The 19,841-nt window shown below is 48.8% G+C and carries 14 protein-coding genes; 9 read left to right on the forward strand and 5 right to left on the reverse strand.

Annotated elements, in window-relative coordinates:
• Window positions 1-51 precede the first annotated feature (51 nt).
• On the reverse strand, window positions 52-1,152 hold the full coding sequence (locus NG792_RS23245) for a potassium channel family protein (RefSeq protein ID WP_261236962.1): 1,101 nt from the start codon (window positions 1,150-1,152) through the stop codon (window positions 52-54).
• A 126-nt stretch (window positions 1,153-1,278) separates the two neighbouring features.
• Between NG792_RS23245 and NG792_RS23250 the strand changes: the two genes are divergently transcribed.
• On the forward strand, window positions 1,279-1,956 hold the full coding sequence (locus NG792_RS23250) for a potassium channel family protein (protein ID WP_261236963.1): 678 nt from the start codon (window positions 1,279-1,281) through the stop codon (window positions 1,954-1,956).
• Here the strand turns inward: NG792_RS23250 and NG792_RS23255 are convergent.
• Entirely contained in the window at window positions 1,953-3,596 is a 1,644-nt protein-coding gene (locus NG792_RS23255; RefSeq protein WP_261201057.1) for a cation:proton antiporter, read from the reverse strand. The two genes, NG792_RS23250 and NG792_RS23255, sit on opposite strands and share 4 nt — an antisense overlap.
• Window positions 3,597-4,246: 650 nt before the next feature.
• On the opposite strand from NG792_RS23255, the gene NG792_RS23260 reads away from it, so the two are divergent.
• The 4 genes from NG792_RS23260 to NG792_RS23275 all read left to right on the forward strand — a co-directional run bounded on the left by NG792_RS23260 (window position 4,247) and on the right by NG792_RS23275 (window position 9,799).
• A complete protein-coding gene (locus tag NG792_RS23260; protein ID WP_261236964.1) occupies window positions 4,247-5,518 on the forward strand; it encodes an aspartate aminotransferase family protein in 1,272 nt (423 codons plus the stop codon).
• Window positions 5,519-5,777: 259 nt separating this feature from the next.
• Entirely contained in the window at window positions 5,778-7,787 is a 2,010-nt protein-coding gene (locus tag NG792_RS23265; protein WP_261236965.1) for an HlyD family efflux transporter periplasmic adaptor subunit, read from the forward strand.
• Between the two features lie 15 nt (window positions 7,788-7,802).
• Entirely contained in the window at window positions 7,803-8,960 is a 1,158-nt protein-coding gene (devC, locus tag NG792_RS23270; protein WP_261236966.1) for an ABC transporter permease DevC, read from the forward strand.
• Window positions 8,961-9,061: 101 nt separating this feature from the next.
• Window positions 9,062-9,799 carry a DevA family ABC transporter ATP-binding protein gene (locus NG792_RS23275; RefSeq protein ID WP_261201053.1) on the forward strand — a complete coding sequence of 246 codons (738 nt, stop codon included), beginning with the start codon at window positions 9,062-9,064 and terminating at the stop codon, window positions 9,797-9,799.
• Between the two features lie 153 nt (window positions 9,800-9,952).
• Here NG792_RS23275 and NG792_RS23280 read toward each other — a convergent pair whose 3' ends face one another.
• Window positions 9,953-10,825: a hypothetical protein gene (locus NG792_RS23280; protein ID WP_261201052.1), complete on the reverse strand. Its 873-nt coding sequence runs from the start codon at window positions 10,823-10,825 to the stop codon at window positions 9,953-9,955.
• An 854-nt stretch (window positions 10,826-11,679) separates the two neighbouring features.
• Between NG792_RS23280 and NG792_RS23285 the strand changes: the two genes are divergently transcribed.
• On the forward strand, window positions 11,680-12,459 hold the full coding sequence (locus NG792_RS23285; RefSeq protein ID WP_261236967.1) for an HAD-IIB family hydrolase: 780 nt from the start codon (window positions 11,680-11,682) through the stop codon (window positions 12,457-12,459).
• Between the two features lie 46 nt (window positions 12,460-12,505).
• Here the strand turns inward: NG792_RS23285 and NG792_RS23290 are convergent, their stop codons facing one another.
• A complete protein-coding gene (locus tag NG792_RS23290) occupies window positions 12,506-13,420 on the reverse strand; it encodes an RDD family protein (RefSeq protein WP_261236968.1) in 915 nt (304 codons plus the stop codon).
• 285 nt (window positions 13,421-13,705) lie between these two features.
• On the opposite strand from NG792_RS23290, the gene NG792_RS23295 reads away from it, so the two are divergent.
• Together NG792_RS23295 and NG792_RS23300 are read left to right on the forward strand one after the other, a co-directional pair.
• Window positions 13,706-15,517: a S8 family peptidase gene (locus NG792_RS23295; protein WP_261236969.1), complete on the forward strand. Its 1,812-nt coding sequence runs from the start codon at window positions 13,706-13,708 to the stop codon at window positions 15,515-15,517.
• On the forward strand, window positions 15,514-15,747 hold the full coding sequence (locus NG792_RS23300; RefSeq protein ID WP_015150504.1) for a hypothetical protein: 234 nt from the start codon (window positions 15,514-15,516) through the stop codon (window positions 15,745-15,747). Before NG792_RS23295 ends, NG792_RS23300 begins: the two co-directional genes overlap by 4 nt.
• A 711-nt stretch (window positions 15,748-16,458) precedes the next feature.
• On the opposite strand, the gene NG792_RS23305 is transcribed toward NG792_RS23300, so the two are convergent.
• Window positions 16,459-16,635: a hypothetical protein gene (locus tag NG792_RS23305; RefSeq protein ID WP_261236970.1), complete on the reverse strand. Its 177-nt coding sequence runs from the start codon at window positions 16,633-16,635 to the stop codon at window positions 16,459-16,461.
• Window positions 16,636-17,068: 433 nt separating this feature from the next.
• On the opposite strand from NG792_RS23305, the gene NG792_RS23310 reads away from it, so the two are divergent.
• Window positions 17,069-19,651, forward strand: coding sequence for a CHAT domain-containing protein (locus NG792_RS23310; RefSeq protein WP_261236971.1), 2,583 nt, complete (start codon window positions 17,069-17,071; stop codon window positions 19,649-19,651).
• Window positions 19,652-19,841 lie beyond the last annotated feature (190 nt).

Here is a 19,841-nt window from a genome sequence, read left to right on the forward strand (position 1 = left end):
CCATCTTCCTCATCCTCCCCATCCTCCCGATCCTCCCCATCCTCCCGATCCCTACTCCCAAATCGGCGGATGCTTACGAATACGAGGTGATTTCAACTTAAGGGGACTGAGGATTTGGTTGAGGAGGCGGAGTTGTTCCGTGGTTCCCATGCAGATCAGGGTATCTCCCACCATCAGAACGGTATCAGCGGTGGGACCCCCGATGAGATGTCCATCGGCGCGGCGAATGGCGAGAACCAGTGCACCGGAACGCGATCGCAGTTTGGCATCATGCAAACTGTCTCCGACTAAGGGACAAGTCTCGGAATCAATCAGAAATTCTTCTAAATAAAAGGTGCGATCGGCACCGGCAATAATCCCATCCACAAAATCCATCACCTGGGGTCGCAACGCGGCGGCTGCCATCCGCCGACCCCCAGTAATATAGGGAGAAACCACGGCATCGGCACCACTGCGTTGTAATTTTTGCACCGCTTCCTCGCTATTGGCGCGGGAAATTGCGCGAATTTTAGGGTTTAATGTCTTAGCAGAAATCAAGGTATAGAGATTTTCTGCATCCGATGGCATCGCCGTCACCAAACAGATTGCCCGTTCGATGCCCACCTCTAACAACGTTGCATCCACTGTCGCATCCCCTACAATGGCGATATAGCCCAGTTGTTGCGCCTGTTGAACGATATCGGCTGATGCGTCAATCACCAAGAAGGGAATGTTTTCGGCGTTGAACTCGTATGCAATCTGCCGACCCGTGCGACCAAATCCACAAATAATGTAATGTTCAGATAATGTTTCTATCAAGCGGCGCTGTCTTCTACTTTTGATTTCATCTTGGAAATATCCTTCAATGATAGCTTCTGTAAAGCGGTTGACGATATAGCCGATGCTGATCAACCCCATTGCAATTAAGGAAATGGTAAATAAGCGTCCGCGATCGCCCAACGGTTGAACTTCCATAAATCCCACCGTAGACAGGGTAATCGCCGTCATATAGACGCTATCTATCCACCGCCATCCCTCCACCAGTCGATACCAGAGGATCCCGATTAACAGGACAAGGACGAGGGCGACTGCACCCCCGATTAATTCTTGGCGAATGCGTCGATATTTTTGATTGATTTCGTTGCTGAAATTAATAAATTGCTTTGACTGCACAGAACTAACCGCATTTTTTATAACTAAACTCAGGGATGAAGTTCAAATCAAGGGTGAGCATTGACAACCGGGTTAAATCTCGCTCATGCTGAAGATGAATTCTATTCAAACGGGGGAGATAGACTGATGTACATTATTATCGGGGGCGCCGGGTTGCTCGGACTCAATTTAGCGGAAAGATTGATAGAACTCGGACATACTATCGCCCTGATCGATGTTGATCCAACTGCCTGTAATTATGCTCGTGAACAACTCGGGGTGATGGCTTTTGAAGGCAGTACGGTGAGTACGGAGTTGCTATTAGAAGCGGGGATTCGGAAAGCAGATGCGGTAGCGGCGATGTTGCGGAATGATGCCCTGAATTTAGCAACGGTTGCTTTGGCTAAATATTATGGGGTTCGGGAAATTCTTGTGCGAATGCGTCATCGGGATTTTCAAGAACCCTATCGGATTGCGGGGGCTACCCATATTGTCAGTACAGTGGAACTGGCGGTGACCACGATGGCGAATGCGATCGAGTATCCAGAAGTTGAATCGATGATGCATTTTGAACAAGGGCAAATTGAAGTGCTCAAACTTTCGATTCCGGATAATTCCCAGGCGATCGGGCGGAGTTTGGCGGAGATTGCCCGTGACCCCCGCTTTCCCCAAGGGTCTCTGATTATTGGCTATCAACCTTATCCCCATAGTGATTTAGTCATTCCCAACGGGAGTACCGTGATTGAACTGCACTCGACTATCCTCATTGTAACCAAACAAAATTGTCTCCACAAAATGATTGATTTCATGAAAGGGCCTGTTTAATCATCTTCTAATTTTAATAATTGTTTGTCCAAATCATTCACTTGATTCTGAACAATTTCTTCCGACAAAATTTGCTTGCGGAGGGCGTCATTTAAAGCGCTTTTCTCCGCCAGCAATACTTGCCGCAAAACTGCATCAAATCTTCCGCGATTTCCTCCATCTCCCTCCTCGGGCCGAATATTATAAATATCCCGCAATTGCTTCTCAGCCCCGGCAATTTTGACCTGATATGAAGCCCGCATTTCTTCATAAATTGACTTGGGCAAAACCCCCGCCTTCAGGAGATTATTCAATTCTTCTTGGGCCGCTTTAGCCGCCATTAGTTGCGCTTGTAATTCCTGTATTTTTTGTCGAAAAGCTGAAACTTCCTGAATATTCAACTGTTTGACCAACCAGGGTAAACTCAATCCCTGTCCCACCAAAGAGAGTAAAACTACCCCGAACAACAGGGCAATTAATTGGGACCTTCCCTCTAATGTCGCCGGTAACGTCAACGCCATCACCATTGATAAAGACCCTTTAATATTTCCTAGAAATAAAACGTGCTTCCACCGCCAAGGAATGGGGCGATCAAACCATTGAAGGATGGCTAATAAAGGATAAACAGATAGTAGCCGCCCCAGTTGGTAAGCGAAAATGGCTAACAGGACAGCAGGTAAAATATTCCAGAGGGTGAGGGGATTGATTTCTAAGCCAATCAGCAAAAAAATAAAGGTATTTACCCCAAATCCCGCATATTCCCAGAAACTATATAAAGCAATCCGATTGGAGGCTGAAGCGGTCTGTTTTATCCCAATATTGCCCACTATCAAACCGGCAACCACAACGGCAACTACCCCAGAGACTTCGAGTAAGTGTCCCAGTTGAAAGGTCCCCAAAGCCACAGCGACACTGAGTAAAATACTGGTCAAGCCATCATCATAACGGGTCAATAATCCACTACTTAAATAGCCCACTATTACCCCAATTAGGGTCCCACCCATGATGACAATAAAGAGTTGTTGAAGTCCATGAATGAAGGAAAAATTACCCATAATTTGAACATCCACCAACAGGGTGAATATCACCAAGGCTACCCCATCATTAAACAGACTCTCGCCATTGACGATGGTCGATAATCGACTGGGAACCGAAACTTCTTTAAATACAGCAATGACTGACACCGTATCGGTGACGGCTAAAATCACGCCTACTAATAAGGCCGGTATCCACTCTAATCCTAATCCCAATCTAACCACCAGTCCGGTAACGCAAAAAGAAACGATTAGTCCCGGACCAGCTAATACAGAAATGGGAACGATTGTGCTGCGTAAGCGCGTAATATCCGTATTAATAGATGCTTCAAAGACTAAAATAGGTAAGAATAGGTTTAAAACTAAAGAAGAATCTAAACCAATATTTCCCGGTAAAAATTCTGTAATTGCTAAACCGGCTAAGACCAAACCCGCTACATACGGAACTTTAAATCGCCGGGAAAAAATTGCCACAAAAGTGGCCACTAATAACAGAATAATCAGGATGATCGCTAATTCCTCTACTCGTCCGGATTGAACGGATGTCCCCGATTCTACTTGGGAAAGAAGCGTTGGAAAAAGGGGGCTGTTAATCATTAATCCCATCACGATTTGAATGAAACTCATGGACAATTGGGGGAAGCTGGCGATCGCTACTAAAACCCCGATGGAAACCTAGAGGGTAGGGTCTTGAATACTGTACCATACCCTTGAAAACTCCTCCGGTCGTGAGGAATCATCAGTGATGAGAGTCACTGGATCGATCGCCTCTCAACCCAAGGGACCAGCGAGGGGTCCATTATGATGTTCTAAACCGATCGCACTTCCCCTCTCTCCCACGAGGAGTCAGGGAATCCTGACATTTGGCTACCCTTCGGGATTTGCCCCACCCAAAGGGACCCCCCGTCATCTCACGGATTGCCCAGGCGATCGCTAAATTTTGGAAAAATATTACTGAATCAGAACCCTAGGGATACCGTTGATTCCTGATGACCGTTCCTGCCTTCCTCGTTCGATTCTCAGTGACTTTTCTTTCCCAATTTACCTATAATAGGGCGGCATATTTTCCCAAGATAAAATTAACAAGAATTCCTCCAAAAGTCAAGCCCATTTTGAGGAATCTTTGTAAAAGCCTCTTCACGAATTGAGTAGGGGAACCGGAGAAAAAACTTTAATCTTCTTAGCTGAAAAAGGATGAGGAGTTAGCTAGGATAAAATGTAATTCTAGGCGGGTCGCAGCCAACCCGCGTAAAAACTCAGGAATATAGGAGAAAGTAGTGAGTCCAGAAACCCTCATTTCCCAGCCCCCCCTCGAAACGAACCCGTCTGTTTTTGACCCTGCGGAGTTTGATGCAGCGGTGATGACCACCTACGGACGCTTTCCCCTGGCCCTAGAACGGGGTCAGGGATGCCGTGTTTGGGATACCGAAGGGCGATCCTACCTGGATTTTGTAGCTGGGATTGCCACTTGTACCCTCGGACACGCCCATCCGGCAATGGTCAAGGCAGTGACAGAACAGATCCAAAAACTGCATCATGTTTCTAACTTGTACTATATTCCCGAACAGGGGGCGTTAGCGCAGTGGTTAGTGGATCATTCCTGTGCCGATCGCGTGTTTTTCTGTAATTCCGGTGCAGAAGCGAATGAAGGTGCCATCAAACTCGCCCGCAAATATGCTCACACCGTATTACAGATCGATGATCCGGTAATTTTAACCGCCCATGCCAGTTTCCACGGACGCACCCTCGCCACAATTACCGCCACGGGTCAACCCAAATATCAGAAGAATTTCGACCCCTTAGTACCCGGGTTTGCTTATGTGCCGTTTAATGATATTGAGGCCATCAAAGCCGCGATCGCCGAATGGGATGGGGGCGAAAAGCGCCGAGTTGCCGCAATTCTCCTCGAACCGCTACAGGGAGAAGGCGGCGTCTGTCCTGGGGATGTGAGTTACTTCCAAGCCGTCCGGCAAATTTGCGATGACTTAGGCATTTTACTGATTTTAGACGAAGTACAGGTGGGAATGGGCCGGTCTGGGAAGCTGTGGGGATATGAAAACCTCGGCATTGAACCGGATATCTTTACCTCAGCCAAAGGATTAGGCGGTGGAATCCCGATTGGGGCAACATTATGTAAATCCAGTTGTAATGTCTTCCAACCGGGAGATCATGCCAGCACTTATGGCGGGAATCCCTTCGCCTGTGGGGTGGCCCTCACGGTCTGTCAAACCCTGGAACAAGAGAATTTGTTAGCCAATGTAGCACAACGGGGGGAACAATTACGCCAGGGATTACAGGCGATCGCCACAGAATATCCCAATCTCATTGCTGAGGTGCGGGGATGGGGACTGATTAATGGTCTGGAGTTGTCTGCCGAGACGGAAATGACTTCGATTGAGATTGTCAAAGCCGCAATGACAGCCGGATTATTACTGGTTCCGGCAGGACCGAAAGTGGTGCGGTTTGTTCCGCCTTTGATTGTTACTGAGTCAGAAATAGATGAAGCATTAGTAACAATTGGCAAGGCGATCGCGCAATTGAGTGCTTAATTTTATCCCCGGAGAAAATTGAGGGCGATCGCACACCCGGTTTCAGCCTGGAAACCGGGTTTTAAGCGTTGTTAGGGCAACAGATTGGGTTAAATGTCAAGGGTAAAACTGGGGATGTTCACCAATTAGGCAAAAGGGTTCCTGGGGCGTTCAGGCCAGCAGATTGCTTGTCACTGCGGAGTCAAAATCCTATACAATTAATCTATAAAGAGCGGTTTGCCTCTCAACCCTCAGCCTAAATCGGTGTTATTAAGTCATTATGGGTCACGAGTCTGTCCAAGACAGGGATAAAAAACCCGATCGCCAATTTGCTGCGCCTTCTGTTCCGGTCCCTGATGCCTCCTTGAAGACTCAAGCCAAGGCGGCGAGGACCCCATTAGAACGAGTTGGGTTCCTTCCTCCCTGGGTGACCTTTATCCTAGTTATGGCGGCGATCGCCATTGGGGGATATTCGATTTACACTTTATTACAGACCCGACCTGCGAGTACCGAAAGCGAAACTCCTACCCCGATTGAAACGCCTCCCTCGCTGCAATATGTGAGTGCCTTGGGACGATTAGAACCCGGTTCCCAAGTGATTCAAATCTCTGCACCCAACGCCATGCAGGGAGACCGAGTGGGACAATTATTAGTGGAGGAAGGCGATCGCGTGCGTGCAGGTCAAACGATCGCCATTTTAGACAGTCGCGATCGCCTTGCGGCACAATTGGAACAAGCCAAACAACAGGTAAAAATTGCCCAAGCTAAATTAGAACAAGTCAAAGCCGGGGCCAAAACGGGTGATATTGCCGCCCAAGAAGCAGCGATCGCCCGCTTACAGGCCCAGATTCCCCGGGACCTGGCGGTTCAGGATGCCACTATTGCTCGCCTGCGTGCGCAGGTAGAAGGGGATCTGGCAGCACAAGACGCAACCATTGACCGTTTTAGTGCGCAATTAGAGGGGAATGTCACCGCTAAGGAGGCCGGAATTTCTCGCCTACAGGCAGAACTCCAAGGTCAAATTCGGACTCAAGAGGCGGCGATCGCCCGGTTACAGGCGGAACTTACAGGTCAAAGATCAGCCCAACAAGCGACCCTTTCTCGCTTAGAAGCTCAAATTCAAGGCGATCGCAGGGCACAACAAGCCACAATTGCCCGCTTGCAAGCCGAACGCGACGAGAGAATCGCCGGACAACAAGCTCTCATTTCCCAATTGCAGGCGAAATTACAAAATGCCGGGGTAGAGTTTCAACGCTACGAGCAACTTTACCAAGAAGGCGGGATTAGTGCCTCGGTTTATGATACGAAACGCCTGGATGTGGAAGTTGCGCTGCAAGAAGTGAAAGCGGCGAAAGCGAGACTGGAAGAACTCGATCGCACCACGCGTCAGGAACAGTTAGAAGCCGTCGCCACCCTAGAAAAAATTAATGAAACCGGGGCGAAACTTCTGGAAGAAGCCCGGGCCACTCTCACTAAAATTGAGGGAACTGTAGGCAAGGAAATTGAGGAAGCCCAGACCAATTTGCAACGAGTCCAGGCCACTGCAGCGGAACAATTGCAGGAAGAACAAGCCGTGCTAACTCAACTGGATCGCACAGGGCAAGCGGAACTGAGTGAGGCACAAGTTAAGGAGCAACAACTCCAGCGCACAGGTCGGGAACAACTCAATGAAGCAGTTGTTACCCGCGATCGAATTCGGGCGACGGGGGAACAGCAAATCCAGGAAGCACAATCGATTTTAGAGAGTATTGCCGAAGTGCGAACCGTGGATGTACAACTGGCAGAAGCAGAGGTAGATAGTGCGATCGCCGCTGAAGCCGAAGCTCAGGCGCATCTGGATGAAGCCTACGTGCGCTCACCCATTGATGGTCAAGCGATCGCCATTCACACCCGACCCGGGGAAAGCATTGCTCAAGATCAAGGCATTGTTGAGATCGGTCAAACGGACCGAATGTTCGTCGTGGCTGAGGTTTATGAAACCGATATTCGCTATGTGCGCCTCGGTCAACGGGCGACAATTACGAGTAATGCGGTGGATGGAGAGTTGTTGGGGACTGTGGATCACATCGGGTTACAAATTGGCAAAAAAGATGTTTTAGATACAGACCCGACTGCTGCTACCGATGTGCGAGTGGTGGAGGTAAAAATTCGCCTCGACCCCCAGGACAGCCAACGGGTTTCAGGGTTAACAAATTTACAAGTGGAGGTGATCCTGGCCACAATGTTATCCCCAACAGTTCCCCCCAGCCCTTCTGGTCCTGTAGAGCCACCCGTCAGCACTCCTGAGTAAACTGAGACAATCATAATGTTCCGAAAAATACCTTTAGCTTGGTTACAATTGTCTCGGGAAAAAAGTCGCCTGTTGGTGGCGATCGCCGGGATTGCTTTTGCAGATATTTTGATGTTTATGCAGTTGGGATTTCGAGATGCACTGTTTGATAGTTCGACTCGGTTGCAGCAGAATTTGTCGTCCGATATCATATTAATCAGTCCGCAATCAAAAGCATTAATTTCCATGCAGTCTTTTTCTCGACGTCGCCTCTACCAAACTTTGGCAGTCCCCGAAGTGCAATCAGTCAGTCCTTTATATTTGTCGCTCGGAAATTGGAAAAATCCCCTGACTAAAAGCGATGACTCAATTTTAGTATTGGGGATTGACCCGACTAAATCAGCATTTAAAATGTCCGAGGTTAATGCGAATCTCGATGAAATTAAACGCTTAGATATTGGGCTATTTGACCGTGATTCTCGTCCTGAATTTGGGCCAATTCCCCAACTTTTGCAAGAAAGTGCGGGGGTGAAAACTGAAGTAGGCGGGCAGAGAATTGAAGTCCGGGGATTGTTTAGTTTAGGGGCTTCTTTTGCGGCGGATGGGACTTTGATTACCAGTGAATTAACGTTTTTAAGATTGTTTAAACAGCGGACCATCAGTGAGGTGGATGTGGGGTTAATTCATCTGAAACCCGGGGCCAATGTGGAAGAGGCGATCGCCCAAATTCAGTCTCGCTTACCCCCGGATGTGATCGTCCTGAGTCATGAAGGGTTTATTGAGCGGGAAAAGGACTATTGGAGGACTCGGACGCCGATTGGTTTCGTGTTTACCCTGGGGACGATTATGGGATTTATGGTAGGAATTGCGATCGTTTATCAGATTTTATATACCGATGTCGCCAGTCATTTGGCGGAATATGCTACCCTCAAGGCGATGGGATATGCCGATTTGTACTTTGTGGGACTCGTATTACAGGCAGCGGTGATTTTAGCTATTTTGGGGTATATTCCTGCCTTTGCGATCGCCAATTTTGTATTATATACTTTAACCCGCAATGCCACCAGTTTACCCCTTGTCATGACCCCCGAACGGGCAGTTCTGGTTCTAGTTCTTACATTAATCATGTGCGCCATCTCCGGGGCTGTCGCCTTGCGAAAACTGAACGAAGCAGACCCTGCGGATATTTTTTAATCATACTTCCCCCTGCATCTGGGGGAGAAACCGAGTTCCGGGTCCTGGGTTGGTCGTCCCTGAATTATCCCTAATTATAACATCTAAAAATTTAAGTGATTATGAATGCTCATCCCGCCTCCAGTCTCAACTCTCCAACAGTTTCTTCTCGGCCCTCTCCGGTGGTAGAAATTGAAAACGTTAATCATTATTTTGGGAAAGGCTCTCTGCGGAAACAGATTTTATTTGATATTAAATTAACGATTTATCCGGGAGAAATTGTGTTAATGACCGGACCCTCGGGTTCAGGGAAAACCACTTTATTAACCTTAATGGGAGGGTTGCGCTCAACCCAAGAAGGGAGTCTCAAAGTGTGCAATCAACAACTCTGTGGGGCGAGTCAGAAGAAATTGGTGCAAGTTCGCCGGAATATTGGGTATATTTTTCAAGCTCATAACTTGTTAAAATGTTTAACCGCCAAGCAAAATGTGCAAATGTCCCTAGATTTGCATTCTCAACCCGGGGAAGAGAGCAAAATGAAAGGGAAAGCGACGGCGATGTTAGAATCCGTGGGATTAAAGGAATGGGTGGATTATTATCCTGAAAACCTCTCCGGGGGGCAAAAACAACGGGTAGCGATCGCCCGGGCATTAGCGAGTCATCCTCAACTGGTTTTAGCTGATGAACCCACTGCTGCACTCGATAGTAAATCCGGTCGAGATGTGGTAGAACTGATGCAGCGTTTAGCCAAAGAACAAGGTTGTACTATCTTGTTAGTGACTCATGACCCCCGGATTTTAGACGTTGCCGATCGCCTCGTTCACATGGAAGATGGACGACTCAAGGAAGGCAAGGGATAGGCGGGTAACCCGCAGATGACGGCCCTCTCCTCACCCCCTAAACCGAGCGATCGCACCGAGGAATTTTGATCGCTACCATCACACACCCTGGAACTCATCCCCCGAACACAGTGTGGCACAACAGGATATACCTCATCCTTGCATCCCTCACCTTTAACGACGCGGTTTTTTGGCCCCATTTCCGGGAGTTTTCGTCTTGGTTCCGGTTTTCCCCCGGCGCGTGGTGGCGTCCGTAATCGAGGTTGCCCCTGTCATCGCGCCTGTATCTGATGTGTCTGAGCCCGAGACCCGGCGTGCAGTTGTCGTCCGGAACGTCACGTTCACCCCTTCATTTGATTGTTCCAGGACTAACAATGGAGTGGGTTTAGCTTTTTGATCCCAGTGGATGTAAGCTACCCTACCTTGAATCGTCGGTTGCCAGGTATCGTGATCATCCCTGGCACTGAGATAGGTTTCCAGACAGTCAATAATTTGGCTAATCGTTTTTGAAGTGGCCTGGGTGGGTAATTTGGTTAACTTGATTTGAATGCGAAACAAAACTCGTTTCTTCGATTTAGCCACATCACCCAGATGATATTCTACGTCAAATATTTCATCCACTTGTCGCCCGGAACCTCGGGTTTCTGCATTCGGACGTAGGGCAACGGATATTTTTTCTTTCACCTTGACTTTAATTTGATTCACAACGGCAAAGTGGAAGTTTTCTTCTTCCATCCTCATTCGCAGATAGTCTAAGTTAAACTCTCGCGAGTGAATCAAATCGGGATTTTTTTCCATCTTGGTGATGGTTTCGAGGGACAGTTTTAGCTTCTTCTGTAGCTCTTTATTTTTAAATTCATCAAATTTCACCTTTTTCTTGAGCTGCTCCAGTTGCACCTTTTGAAACACAAAAGATGCTATCAGTAACAGCAGAAGGCCACCGGATACTGACATCCACAGTTGATCCGAGGAAAGGGGAAATTTGGAGTCATTTGCTGCAGGCGCTTGAGCTAAGGTAGGCTGGACAAGGATAATAGGACTTGACATAGACTTTCCCTGGTACAACGGCACTTTTTGATAGAGTTCCCCCGACGGCATCTTTGATATTCATCCTGTACGTTTTTCACTCCCTCTCATAGATTCAGATGCCTCTGATGAGAGTTGTCAAGTCGGGTAGGATGTTGGGTCTGTCTCTTGAGAGTTCAAAGAGAAGGTAAGGTTAGGAGATGTTCGTCAGTTTTGCGGCAAACTGCTGGAGACTCAAAATCAAGCGAATCGATCGCAACACCCTTACCTTATCTTAACTATCCGCTTACAGGCTGGATCTAAGGCGGCAATTTTCCCCAAGCTGGGGACTCCTGAATCGGCCAAGAAAGCGACCCTGGCGTCACAACTGTCTACACCCCCGGAAGAGAACACACCCCAACTCCTAGACGATCCCGCGACTTCTGTATGATGCCCCAGACCGACGAAACCGGGCTATACCTGATTCTGATGGCGAACTCTACTGTAGTTTAGGGCAATTGCTCCGCGATGAAAAGCTGTGTCCAAAACCGGGGATTCTGTGCGATCGCCCCAAACTGTGGAGGTCCGGCAGTCGGTCCCTTTCAAGTGACGAATGCAACTGGGGGTTGTCAACCCCTGCCTTGTTCCCGGCAGCTTCGACCATTGAATTGAAGCGGTTAAAGTCATTTACAGGGAATGATTGCCCGGAATTAACAACAGTAACTTCTCAGGAATTCCCATTGGAATCAACCGAAATATCACAGTGATTTTCACCCCCTTTTCGGCTGGACTAACCGCTGCCAAAGAATTCATCCCCAAGGGTTGACTCCTTTTCTTTCCCTTGGTCTCATGTTAAAGGAAAACCCACAGTGATGGAATGGCACCCTCAGAAATTTATGAAATCTTTACCGTTATCTCAACTTCAGACCCATCATACCCTGCAACGGGTAGCTGTAGTGGCAACGGATCTGGATGGGACACTGACTCACCAGGGGAAATTTACCCCAGGTTTGTTACAAGCATTGGAGGCATTAGCGGCAGCATCTGTAGCGGTGGTGATCGTCACGGGACGATCCGCTGGATGGGTGAGTGGGTTAGTCAGTTATCTGCCCGTGGTGGGGGCGATCGCCGAAAATGGTGGGATTTTTTACCCCAGCAACGGGACTCCCGTCCTGTTAAGTGCGATCGCCGATTTAAAGACTCATCGGCAGCAACTGGCGGCAGGGTTTGCTCATCTGTTGGCTGAATTTCCCCAACTGCAAGAGACTTCAGATAATCCCTTTCGGGTGACAGATTGGACCTTTGAGGTAGCGGGACTCACCTCAGAGAATTTGCAGCGATTGAGGTTCCTCTGTACAGAAATGGGCTGGGGGTTTACCTTTAGTACAGTTCATTGTCATATTAAACCCCCGAATCAGGATAAAGCGGTGGCCCTAATGGAGGTTTTGCGCGATCGCTTTCCCGACTACAGCAGCGATCGCCTGGTGACGGTCGGGGATAGTCCCAATGATGAGACTTTATTCAACCCCACCCTGTTTCCCTTGTCCGTGGGAGTTGCCAATATTGCTGAATACTTTGATATCCTCACCCATCACCCCGCCTACCTCACGGATTTACCCGAATCTGAGGGGTTTTGCCAGTTAGTTCGCGCCATTCTTGCGGCCCAATTGCCTTAAAAAGAGCGATCGCCTCTGGGTGGAGTGGCGATCGCCCTTTTGCGGATCAAGGGCCGATTAGAATAAATTGCCCCGATACAAATTTCCATTGATTCTCTTCTTTCGCCAGCTTAATTTCCAAATCATAAATATTTTCTAGCTGGCCGTACACCACCGCTGCTGCCCGCTCATTTTTTCCTTGAAAAATCCATTTATTAAATTTAATATTATTTCGTTTCTCCAACACCAAATCTAGTACCGGATTTCCTTCTAACTTTTGCTGATACTCTTCTAAAGTCTCCTGTTCCCGAACTTGTCGCGAAGCATTTTCATAAGCCGCCTGATAATTGTTCTTCAGTTGTTTGCCTTTTTCTAAACGCATAAAATGGGCATGGGCCGCTTGATTCACAGACCGGATTTCAGGCAAATAAGTTTTTACAAAATAAAAGCCGCCCCCCAACCCCGCTAAACTCAATAGGAGCAACAGGATGCCGATGATTTTTTTAAAGCTAAAAATATATCGATCTTCCACAATGATGCCCGGAACCCCCGCATCCCGATTAATCACAAGGGTTCTGGCATAGCGATCGCCCAAAGTTTGGTTTTTGGGCGACATTAACAGGGGAGATAGGAGCAACAACATATCCAGCGGTTTGAAAAGAGTTCTAATCAGGGCTTGGACTAGAGTGGGTCGGCGTCCCCTAACCGTCACCACTTCTTGTTGAAAAATCAGCTTACCGAGGGTCCAACCGAACAGCGCTTCTAAGAGGGTAAAATATCCGAGAAAAGCTAAAAATACAATAAAAACTTTAGATAAATCTACGGCGACAAATGTAATACTGTTTTCACCGGGAATCGGCAAAAAATCAATTCCCAACCCTAGGCCAAACCAAACCAGGGCAATTAAAATAAAATCAATTACCGCTGCAATTATCCTTCGGAAAAAGCCAGGAAATAAACTTTGGGCTGGGTAACTTGCCATGATCATGATATCGAACAAAACTAGGGAACAGTTTACATAATGCCATAGATGGGGAACCCGGCCAGCGGAGAGTCTAGGGGAAAATACCCGGTGATTTAGGGAGTCCGAAGTCAAATGTTTAACGGCGACGAAACCCCAGGGTTTAGGGGTTCCAGAGGTTCGGCGATCGCCACTTAACCTGGGTCCCTTTCCCTTGGAGTCTATTAAAATCCTGAAACATTTCCCCAAAATTGGATAATGATGAGTTATCGTGGTGAGATAACTGGCGCTACGCTGGAAAGTTCTATGAAAAAACTTCTGCTCCTCTCCTTATTTATAGTGGGTTTGAGCTTTGCCCTGTTTAACTTCAAGGGTTTGGCCAATCAAGGCACTTTCGAGTCCATTGTCCTCGACTTTCGGGATGATCTTCCCTTAGTTCAGGTCAACCAACAAATCAAGGCGATCGCCTCGGAGTATGGGGTTTCCCCCCGTCTCAACTCCGAGTTTTCCGTGGATGATCACTTCTATATCGTCAACGGCGATCGCCAACTGCTCAAGACCCTCAAAAAATCTGAGGTTTCTCAATACACAGAATACATTGAGCCAGCTTACGAATATCACACCCTAGATATTCCTAACGACCCATTCTACGCCCAACAGTGGAATCTCCGTAGCATCAACGTAGAAAAAGCGTGGAGTGACACCAAAGGCAGTGGCATCACTGTAGCAGTGATTGATACCGGAGTCAGTCGCGTTCCCGACTTAAAAAATACCAAATTTGTCAAAGGATACGATTTCGTCAATAATCGCGAAATCGCCGATGATGATAACGGACATGGTACCCACGTTGCTGGAACCATCGCCCAAACCACCAATAATGGCTACGGCGTCGCTGGGGTCGCTTATGAAGCCAACATCATGCCCCTGAAAGTCTTAAGCGCCAGTGGCGGGGGCAACGTTGCCGATATCGCAGAAGCGATTAAATTTGCAGCCGATAACGGGGCCGATATCATTAACATGAGCTTGGGTGGGGCTGGTGAAAGTAGCGCCATGAAAGAGGCAGTCGCCTATGCCCATAGCAAAGGTGTGGTAATTATTGCGGCTGCTGGAAACGAACAACGCAACAGTGCCTCCTATCCTGCCCGCTATGCCCACGTCATCGGCGTGGCGGCGATTGATGCCAACGGACAAAAAGCCCCCTATTCTAACTTTGGGGCCGGTGTGGATATTTCCGCCCCCGGTGGCGATACCACCAACGGTGATGAAGGCGGTATCCTCCAAGAAACCCTCTCCTTTGACCCCGATACGAATCTCCCCGGTTTTGCCTTCCGCGCCTATCAAGGCACCAGTATGGCGGCCCCTCATGTTGCCGGTGTCGCTGCCTTGATTAAAGCCTCTGGCGTCACCGACCCCGAAAAAATTACCGCCATCCTCAAAGAATCAGCGCGGCAGGTGAAAGAAGACCCCCTCAACCACTTTGGGGCCGGTCATTTGGATGCTGCTAGTGCCGTAGCCCTAGCTAAAGCCGGTCAATTTGATTTTGGTCACTTTTTTAGTGACTTCTTCCGCTGGTTGCGCGATAACGGCTATCTCAACCCGCGTTTCTGGATTGATGGCGGCGTCTACGCCTTGTTACCCAAAGTCTTAATGGTTGTCGGGTCCTACCTGATTGCCTGGTTACTGAAGATGTATTTCCCCTTCAGTTGGACTTGGAGTCTGGCGAGTGGATTGGTTGCCGGAAGTTCTGGATTATTCGTCTTCCGTGGATTCTATATCTATGACTTACCGCAGTGGCCCTTCCGGATCCTGGGCAGTTCGATTCCGGAACTGGGAACTTCGATCTCTGGAAGTAGCGCCTTCAATCCCATTTTTGCCAGTGTGGCGATTCCTGCGGTCCTGGTTCTGTTGCTGTTGGGACATCCCCACTGGAAATGGTTTGCGATCGGTTCCACTATTGGGGTGGCAACCTGTCTAGGAATTAGTGCAGTCTTAGCACCGGCCCCCACCTTATTATGGATTGGCAGTGGCATCGGTGCGAGGGCCTTTTTACTGGTGAATGCCTTCTTGTGCTTGGCACTTGCCCGTCTAGCGATGAAGGATGAGGGACAAATTGCATGAGTATTAATGTAAAAGGGACAATCGAACGCAAAAATATCGGACCGGGTGCTTGGGCATTGGTTTCTGATAGCGGTGAAACCTACGAGATTTATCAAGGTGCACCGGCGGATTTGTTAAAAGCGGGTCAGAAGGTCAAAGTCAAAGGTCAGGTCCGCGATGATGTGATGACAATGGCAATGATTGGCCCGGTTTTAGAGGTGAAATCTTTTGAGGCGATCGCCTCCGATTAGATTAACTGGACAATTCATCTAAAAAAGGCGCACAATTAGATTGTGCGCCTTTTTCATCGATTTCAGGCAGAAGAAACCCGGTTTCTGACCCAGATTTACGATAATAACCAGAAATTTTGTAAAGAAACCCGGTTTCTAACGCCAGGGGTACACCGTCACCGGCGCAAGAAACCGGGTTTCTGACCCAGATTTACGATAATAACCAGAAATTTTGTAAAGAAACCCAGTTTCTAACACCTGGGTTACCCTCGGACTAGGGTGGGTCAAAAATTTTGAGAAAAAAAAACCGGCTCAAAAGAGCCGGGAAACGTCAATCAGGGTGCATCTACCTTTGCTTTCTTCTGGAAAGACTCCTGCAATCCGGAAAATTATTGCTAAACTAGAGACTAAGCAGGCACAAATCGAACCTGCGCCATCAGGCTGTCACTACATTTGCAAGGGAGAGGAAACGTCAATTAGGGTGCGTTCCTCTCCGGCCCATCGGGTTCTGTTATGTGTCTGTCCCGTCAATCAGGGGAAGGGATTCGGCTTTCAGGAGCGATTCAGCGGTGCATCTGAAGGATCCCCATCCGGGCGATCGCTCCTCCACAAACCATTAAAAAAATCCCTAGCTCCTAACAACTAGGGATCGACTTTTGAGTGCATCTATACTTGCTCTTTCTCCTATTTTTCAGCTTAACCGGATCAAGGGAAAGGATATCTGTAACCCGTTTAATATTGATTGGGGTTGAAGGCTTGAGGTAAACAGTCCGCAATTTGAGCGGGCTGATTCTCTCTTTGTTTTAAGCCGATCGCACCGGGGAATGTCTCAATAGTCAGCAACTTAATGGCCAAAAGCTTAAAAAATTCCCGGCGTTTTGGTGCCGGGATATATCCATCAGGGTGCATCTACCACTCTATTGTTCTCGATAGAGCTGATGCATTCCGGACAGTTGCCAGCATTTCCTCGGAAATTTTTTGCAGTGCTTGTTTAGGGGGTTAACAGCCAATTTTGATTGGAGAATGAAAAAGTTTCTTGCGTCGGGTAACTTTTCCAGAGCCGGTTCGTCTATCCGGAAAGACTCTATACTAACATTCCTCTAACTCGGGGAAAAAGTTGAGGGTTCATCTATAAAGTTACGATTTAAACAGGGGATAAACTGAGGGAAAGGAAACCGGGAAACTGAGCAAATATCTGGCGATTTCTTGTAAAATTTTCTAGCCAGTTATCCACTTTATCCCCTTAAAAGTAGAGTTAAAAATAAAGGGGGCCAGCCTCAACCTAACCGCAGGTCAGCCCCAAAGATTAAATATAAACAGTGAGCAGGAGTGCAGTGAAACTGTGAGCCAGAAATTTGAAGAATTACATATTTCTGTAACCCCAGTTGGGGACGATAAGTATCTGGTACGGACCGAACAAGCACCAAAAGGTGTGCTACCGGCTGAGGAACAAGTTGTCTGGCCGGTAGAGGGATGGTTGAGCCAAGCTACTAAGCTGATGGAAGATCCTTTATTGATGTTGATGCGCTTAAATGATCAACCCCATTCTTCCTCGGACTCCCCAAGGGGCAATTCAGAACGGATTACGTTAGGAAACTTAGTAGAACTGGGTCAGGAACTGTATCAGGCGTTGTTTCAAGGCAGCTTACTCGATCGCCTGACTTCGGCCCAAGCGATCGCCCATAACCAAGGGAATGTGCTGCGATTACGCCTGGGACTTAAAGGCCCTCACCTGCCTCGTTTACCTTGGGAGGTGATTCATGAAGATACCCGGGCGATCGCCACGGGGAAAGACCTGGTATTCTCCCGCTATCAACCCACCCTCGCCCCCGTCGCCCTCCCCGGAAATACGGGAGATCGGGTTAAAATTTTAATGGTTTTGGCTGCACCGACAGACCGAGAAAATCTCGCCCTGAAACGGGAAGCGGTTCACCTCCAGGAAGACCTCAAAGCGCGGTGGCGTAGTGGCACTCCCGTCACCGGCAAACCCCCACAAATCCAACTGGATATCCTGGAACAACCTAACCGAGAAGAACTCACCCGCGCCTTAGAACAAAATCATTACCAAGTCTTACATTACTCCGGCCATAGCGATGTGGGTGCCGGTGGCGGTGAACTGTATCTCGTCAACCGGAAAACCGGCTTAAGCGAAGTTCTCACGGGCAATGACCTCGCCGGATTGTTAGTCAATGCCGGAATTCGTATGGCCGTCTTTAACTCCTGTCGCGGGGCCTATACTGCCAGTTCTGACCCCACCGATGCCACCGGCAGACGGTCTCTAGCCGAGGTCCTGGTCAAGCGGGGTGTCCCTGGGGTTCTGGCAATGGCGGAACGGATTACCGATGATGTGGCCTTGACCCTGACCCGGTTATTTTATTACAACATCAAACAAGGTTATCCCGTAGACCTCAGCCTGAATCGCGCTAGACAGGGGTTGATGTCGGCTTATGGTTCTCACGAACTCTACTGGGCACTGCCGGTGCTGTATCTCCATCCGGAATTTGATGGATATCTCACATCAAACCCAGAAACCACCGGGAATCCGCGCACCACGGTGGGCGATCGCCCCCTTCCCCGTCAAACTTCCCCGATTCCCCAGGAAATCGCTGCTGCCAGTTCCCTAGCCGCCTTCTCCCCTCCGAGCAATTCTCACACCCGCGAGGCGATCGATTTCAGCACCATCCCCCCCTCCCGCACGGGAACAATAACGGTGCCCAACGCTTTTGCCGAGGATGAGGCCGAGTTGTTCGATGAGGGAGACCTGGAAGGGGTATATGAAGATATCATGTATGACGAACTCGATGAGGATGAGGCCGTCTCCGTGGTGTCGGAGTTGTTCCGAGAAATGGTAGGTGAGACGGACCCCGAAGCTGATGCGGTGCATCGTCAGAACAGCCAAGTCCAAAAGGCGTTTGATATCCTCGAAGAAACGCTCACGGAGGAGGAATTACCCCCAACCGCTAAGATTCCCCCTTACACCGCCGAAAATTGGCCGTTACCGGCAACGGATGCGCCTCTGAGTCAACCCCCACGGCATAAGACGTTAAGCGCCGTCAAATCTTTTGGGTATAAATGGCGTGTGGCGATCGGCGCAGCCGTGGCGATCGCCATTGCCGGGGCCGGATTCTGGACCGGGCAAACTCGCTTTTCCGCCACCACTCCAGGACCGGGGGCCGTATTTCCCCCCACGGCTTCGATCGCCGTGGAGTCTCCTTTATCTCCTGGCAATCAGGCCAATTTTAGTCAATTACAAACCCCAGAAGTGGGTAAATTAGCCTTTGCTTATTTTAACGAAGGGGATGCGATCGCCGGTCAAAAAGCGGTTGAAGAACTCCTCCAACCCCAACGCAGCGCCCTCAATTATGCCGAAGCGGTCCTCAGTGGCGTTCCCGAACCTCATAAATTTGACTCCAGCATCACCTTCTTATGGGGTCGCCTCGCGTGGCAAGCGGTGCTCTCGGGCAATCCTAAATATAGTTTGGATGATGTGCGCCGCTATTGGACTCGCGCTGTCCAACAAGAACCCAATAATCCCACCTACTACAATGCTCTAGGATTTGCCTACTACGCCGATGGCAACTTCAAAAAAGCCGAAGATGCTTGGATGGAATCGTTAAAAATACTCGAAAAAATGCCTGTAATGGGGGCAAAAAATTCCACCACTCCAGAAACTGCTCCCCTGGAAAGTTATGATGCACTCACAGCCTATGCGGGATTTTCCCTAGTTCTGAGTCGTTCTGCATCGGACTTACCCCCAGGCGATCGGGCTCAAGTCCTGAGTAAAGCGATTAAACTGCGCAAAATCGTCCTCAACGCCGATCCCTTGGGTTTCCAACCCGACGCCCTAGCAACCGACTGGATGTGGCCCGAATCCGCCCTAGAAGATTGGCGATCGCTCCTCATGACGCCAGAGCAATCCCCATAGTCCTAAAGTCTATAAAAACCCACACCCTCAAGGGTGGGACTACACCGACGAAGCCTGGGAAGGCAGGCTGAACAGGAGAGGAAAGGTAGTAACGGCTTCAGTGGTTCTTTTCATTTCTTAGTAACAACTGAAGTCGTTATCTTCACTTCGTAAAGACGCAAAATCTCGCGTCTCTACAAACATCTTCCCC

The organism is Laspinema olomoucense D3b, assembly GCF_025370785.1.
Classification (GTDB): domain Bacteria; phylum Cyanobacteriota; class Cyanobacteriia; order Cyanobacteriales; family Laspinemataceae; genus Laspinema; species Laspinema olomoucense.

What these genes read in the sequence shown, in the direction of transcription:
- NG792_RS23250 (WP_261236963.1), top strand. Translation starts at nt 1,279, where the DNA reads ATGTACATTATTATCGGGGGCGCCGGGTTGCTCGGACTCAATTTAGCG.
- NG792_RS23255 (WP_261201057.1), bottom strand. Translation starts at nt 3,596, where the DNA reads ATGAGTTTCATTCAAATCGTGATGGGATTAATGATTAACAGCCCCCTT.
- NG792_RS23265 (WP_261236965.1), top strand. Translation starts at nt 5,778, where the DNA reads ATGGGTCACGAGTCTGTCCAAGACAGGGATAAAAAACCCGATCGCCAA.
- devC (WP_261236966.1), top strand. Translation starts at nt 7,803, where the DNA reads ATGTTCCGAAAAATACCTTTAGCTTGGTTACAATTGTCTCGGGAAAAA.
- NG792_RS23275 (WP_261201053.1), top strand. Translation starts at nt 9,062, where the DNA reads ATGAATGCTCATCCCGCCTCCAGTCTCAACTCTCCAACAGTTTCTTCT.
- NG792_RS23280 (WP_261201052.1), bottom strand. Translation starts at nt 10,825, where the DNA reads ATGTCAAGTCCTATTATCCTTGTCCAGCCTACCTTAGCTCAAGCGCCT.
- NG792_RS23285 (WP_261236967.1), top strand. Translation starts at nt 11,680, where the DNA reads ATGAAATCTTTACCGTTATCTCAACTTCAGACCCATCATACCCTGCAA.
- NG792_RS23290 (WP_261236968.1), bottom strand. Translation starts at nt 13,420, where the DNA reads ATGGCAAGTTACCCAGCCCAAAGTTTATTTCCTGGCTTTTTCCGAAGG.
- NG792_RS23295 (WP_261236969.1), top strand. Translation starts at nt 13,706, where the DNA reads ATGAAAAAACTTCTGCTCCTCTCCTTATTTATAGTGGGTTTGAGCTTT.
- NG792_RS23300 (WP_015150504.1), top strand. Translation starts at nt 15,514, where the DNA reads ATGAGTATTAATGTAAAAGGGACAATCGAACGCAAAAATATCGGACCG.
- NG792_RS23305 (WP_261236970.1), bottom strand. Translation starts at nt 16,635, where the DNA reads ATGCACCCTGATGGATATATCCCGGCACCAAAACGCCGGGAATTTTTT.